Source organism: Clostridium sp. 1001270J_160509_D11 (assembly GCF_015667935.1).
Lineage (GTDB): Bacteria > Bacillota > Clostridia > Peptostreptococcales > Peptostreptococcaceae > Intestinibacter.
In genome coordinates, this window is record NZ_JADPET010000186.1 from 1 (window position 1) to 4,520 (window position 4,520).

General features: G+C 27.0%; 4 protein-coding genes. All 4 read right to left on the reverse strand.

Annotation, left to right across the window (positions count from 1 at the left end; translation table 11 throughout):
• On the reverse strand, positions 1–790 hold a 790-nt coding region (locus tag I4U58_RS12720), incomplete at its 3' end, for a hypothetical protein (protein ID WP_195931716.1).
• 401 nt (positions 791–1,191) lie between these two features.
• A complete protein-coding gene (locus tag I4U58_RS12725; protein ID WP_195931717.1) occupies positions 1,192–2,571 on the reverse strand; it encodes an aminopeptidase in 1,380 nt (459 codons plus the stop codon).
• 28 nt (positions 2,572–2,599) lie between these two features.
• Positions 2,600–2,827: a DUF896 domain-containing protein gene (locus tag I4U58_RS12730; RefSeq protein ID WP_330593190.1), complete on the reverse strand. Its 228-nt coding sequence runs from the start codon at positions 2,825–2,827 to the stop codon at positions 2,600–2,602.
• A gap of 33 nt (positions 2,828–2,860) precedes the next feature.
• Complete coding sequence (locus I4U58_RS12735) at positions 2,861–4,282, reverse strand: PLP-dependent aminotransferase family protein (RefSeq protein WP_195931718.1); 1,422 nt, start codon at positions 4,280–4,282, stop codon at positions 2,861–2,863.
• Between the last annotated feature and the right edge of the window lie 238 nt (positions 4,283–4,520).

Consider the following 4,520-nt stretch of genomic DNA (forward strand, 5'->3'; position numbering starts at 1 on the left):
ACCAAGGTTCTTTGAAAGATTCGCCCCCAGTATCAACTATATTTGATACAAAATCATAATCAATAATTTGATGTATTCCCGATACTATATTAGTACAGTCTCTTTGTTCTATATAAGTAATTTTATTGTCTTTATATGCTATAACTAAAAAGTCGCTGTCTTTTATACTGTATATGTCTATGTCGACTCCTCCGTCTACATCCATATAAATACTATAAGCACATTTTTTATTTTTAGTTATTGATGATATACTGCTCTTATCTTCTCCAATATACTTATTAAGTTTTTCTTTTTTGATATTTTCAGAACTTAAACTGTTATAATCAGTATATGCTGAAATTACGGCGTTTGCCTTTTCATCCATCAATGATGATACATCTAAATTTTTAAAATCACAAGTTTCCACTTCATTTACTTTATTATTTTTTAATGCAATATATAGTGCACTTCCATCTAAGTTATAATCTGATGTATATTTAGGATATAATAATCCCTTACTTAGTATTTCTACATCATCCATATTTTTATCGACCATTTTCTTTAAATCTTCAAAGTTTTTTACCTTGTCTATTTTTAAAGAATATATTGTACTGTATGGGCTTCCCATATTTTGAAGAACGTAATCGTCGCTTTTATTCATGATTACATTTACGTCACTTTGTACTTTTGTCATAGTATTTCTCTCTATTGCTTCTTTTGAAACATTTTTTGTTTTCATATTTGAAGCTGAGCATCCCATTAAGAATACTACTGGTATCATTGTTAAAACTAATCTTTTAATATACTTCATATGCTAGCCCTCCTTTTCTTTTATAATTGGTACAACATATCATATTTTCAAAAAAAAGATTTTCTTATTTATAATTATACATATTTCTATAAATAAAAAAATAGTTTTGTAGTAGTTGTAAACCTTTTGTAATAGAATTTCCTATTATATTAAAATTTTGTAATTTATTTCTATATTTTAATAATATAACAAAATTGTAAATAAAATCAACAACTTTATTATATATTGTGAGTTTTACGTTTGTGATACTGATAATCAATGCCACGAAATCTTGTTGATATTTCAATAAAAAGTTATATTTTTATATTAAAAATCATCATTTTTATATTTAATTAAAATTTCGATAAAAAATAAAAAGCTGGTTATAAGATCTAAATCTCTAACCAGCTTTTTATTTTTTATTATTTATTAAGAAATGCCTTATATCCTCTATACATTTCAAATATATCTGCTTTTGATATTACTTCATAAGGTGCATGCATACTAAGCACTCCTACTCCACAATCTAAAACTTGTGCATCATAGTTTGCTAATATATACGCGATTGTTCCACCGCCACCTTCATCAACTTTACCTAATTCGCCACTTTGCCATACTACATTTGCTTCATTAAATATGCTTCTTATTTCGCCTACAAATTCAGCATTTGCATCACTTGTTCCACTTTTACCTCTAGCTCCAGTATATTTAGAAATACACACTCCATATCCTATATGACAAGAGTTATTTTTTTCATATACTGATGAATAAATCGGATCATAACCTGCATTTACATCTGCTGATAATACTTTAGAATTTGAAAATGCTCTTCTAATTTTTAAATCAGAATAAGTAGTCTGCATATTTATAAGCTCTGCTACTGTATTTTCATAAAATCTAGAGTGCATACCTGTGTTTCCATTAGAACCTGTTTCTTCTTTATCAGCACATGATACTGATGCAGTATATTCAGGATTTTCTGTTTCAAGGATAGCTTTTACTCCTGCAAATGAACAAACTCTATCGTCATGTCCATAAGATAGTATCATAGAGCTGTCAAATCCAAGATTTCTAGATTTACCTGCTGGAACTACTTCTATCTCAGCACTTATAAAATCTTCTTCTACTAAATTATATTTAGAATTTAATAGATTTAAAATATTCATTTTGACTTTGTCTTTTTCTTGGTCTTCATCTGGTATACTTCCGATTAATAGATTTAAATCCTCGCCTTCTATACCTTTTTCAAGAGTTTTTTGTCTTTGTTTTGCCGCTAAGTGTGGAAGTAAATCTGTTACACAAAATACTGAGTCACCTTCTTCATCCCCAATACTTATTTCAACTTTGCTTCCATCTTTTAATATTACAACTCCATACATAGCAAGTGGTATAGTGACCCATTGATATTTTTTGATTCCACCGTAGTAGTGAGTTTTAAAATATCCCATATTGTCATCTTCATATAGTGGGTTTGGTTTTAAGTCTAATCTAGGTGAGTCTATATGACTTCCAATAATTCTTAGACCTTTTTCTATATCTTGTTTTCCTATTACAAATAAAGCTATGTTTTTGTCTCTATTTATAGCATATATTTTATCTCCAGGTACTACTTTTTCTATATCTGAAATTGATTTAAATCCATTTTCTATAGCTAATCTTTCAATTTCTTTAACACATCTTCTCTCTGTTTTCCCCTTATCTAGAAAGTCCATATATTGATTTGAATATTCCATAACTGCATCCATGTTATTCATCTCATTTATAACTTTCCATCCATTTCTCAGCTCGTACTTAAGATTCATCTTTGATCCCTCCATATGCCTTTTGTTTCTAGTTATCTTTTTTTTCTTTCATACGTTTTTCGTATTCTTCTGGTGAAACTACTTCTATATTTTCTAATCTAGCTCTGAAACTTTTTCTGAAGTTTGCTAAATATTCTTTTCTTAATGCATCTCTTTCTTTTATTTCTTCTGGTGTTAAACCTTCTGCCTTATTTTTTCTTGCAAGTTCATTTATTCTGTCTATTTTCTTTTGATCTACCATCTTTACTATAGCCAAAGACCTTTATTCTTTAGCTTCTCCTTTACTTATTTAATAAAAAATTTTGTTACTTTTTAAGTTTTGTTTTTCTTTATAATTAGCTAAAAAAACATCTAAACTATCACTTATTCTATTTATTCCCTCTTTAATATCTTCTAGAGATGAATTCGCTATATTTATTCTAAAATATCTGTCATCCATTGAATTATCAAAAAAATATGTTCCTGGAGTGATTACAACTCCTCTTTCTAAAAGAAAATTGTAAAAATCACTCGACAAATATCCTCTTGGAAGTTCAAAGAAAAAGTTAATACCTCCAGCTGATTTTCTAACTTTTAATTTGTTGCTTATTTTTTTATCTATTAATTTTTTAGCTAAACTATATTTTTCATAATAGATATTATTTATATTATTTAAATATTGTTTCCAATTAAAGCAGTTCATATAATAAAACATTGATTTTTGTATTAAACCTGGGGTTGATATATCAGAAGAATATTTAGCCCATAAAATCTGAGACTGTAATTCCATAGGTATTTCAACCATACCGATTCTAAGTCCAGGCATTAAAATTTTTGAAAAACTCTTTATGTAGATTACCCTGTTATTTTTGTCATAACTCTTAAGTGGAAGATTATCTTCTGAGTCAAAAGGAAAATCACTTATGAAGTCATCTTCTAGTATATAAAAATCATACTCCTCTGACAACTCTATTAATTTTTTCTTTTTATAAGTTGAATAAGATATTCCTGTTGGATTTTGAAAATTAGGCATAACATATATTAATTTTGGTTTGATTTTTTCAAGTTTAAGTTTTAATATTCCAATATCAATTCCATCATCCAACATCGGTATTGATATTACTTTCGCACCTCTACTTTTAAAAACCTCCAATGCACCATTATATGTTGGTTCTTCTACAAATACAACATCTGAATAATTTATAAGCCCCTTACATACTATATCTATACCTTGTTGAGCTCCAGATATAATTTGTATATTTTCTATATTTGTATTTATTTTTCTGTCTTTTAAATACTCACATATCTTATCTCTTAATTCTATAGAGCCCTTACCTTCGTCATAATTAAAAATAGAAGGCCCATCATTTTCAAGCGCCATATTTATAGCTTTTTTATAATCATCAATAGGAAACATATCTGCTGATGGATTTCCACTATCAAAGTGTATTAATCCCTCTTTTTTTTCTATTGTTTTCTTTTTTTTAAGTTTTATGTTTGAAGCAAATGTTCCACTGCCCACGATTTTATATATGTATCCTTCATTTTCTAGAAGTTCATAGACTTTTACTATTGTTGCATTATTCACACCAATATAATCTGCTAATTTTCGTATTGGTGGCAGTTTTTCATGTTCTTTTATATCATTGTCTATTATTAATTTTTTTATGTAGTTGTAAATCTGCAAATACTTACTACTACCTTTATTTAATTCTATTTTATATTTTTCCATTTTCTACCCCTATAGTCTATATATCAACATTTTTTGTAAATGCTAATTTATATTTTAAAGTATTTAATATGTATAATATATTATATACCAATTTTTTAAAAAGAGAAAATTCTATGTGCTAGATTATTAAATCTATCTTAAGATACTTTTATAATATGAATGATTAATAACACTATTCTAAAATTAATTTATTTAGGAAGTGATAGATATGAAAAAATACAATAGAGTCTTTGTCTTA

Bases quoted from the DNA above. Each gene is read 5' to 3' on its own strand.
- I4U58_RS12725 (WP_195931717.1), bottom strand. From the start codon at position 2,571: ATGAATCTTAAGTACGAGCTGAGAAATGGATGGAAAGTTATAAATGAG.
- I4U58_RS12735 (WP_195931718.1), bottom strand. From the start codon at position 4,282: ATGGAAAAATATAAAATAGAATTAAATAAAGGTAGTAGTAAGTATTTG.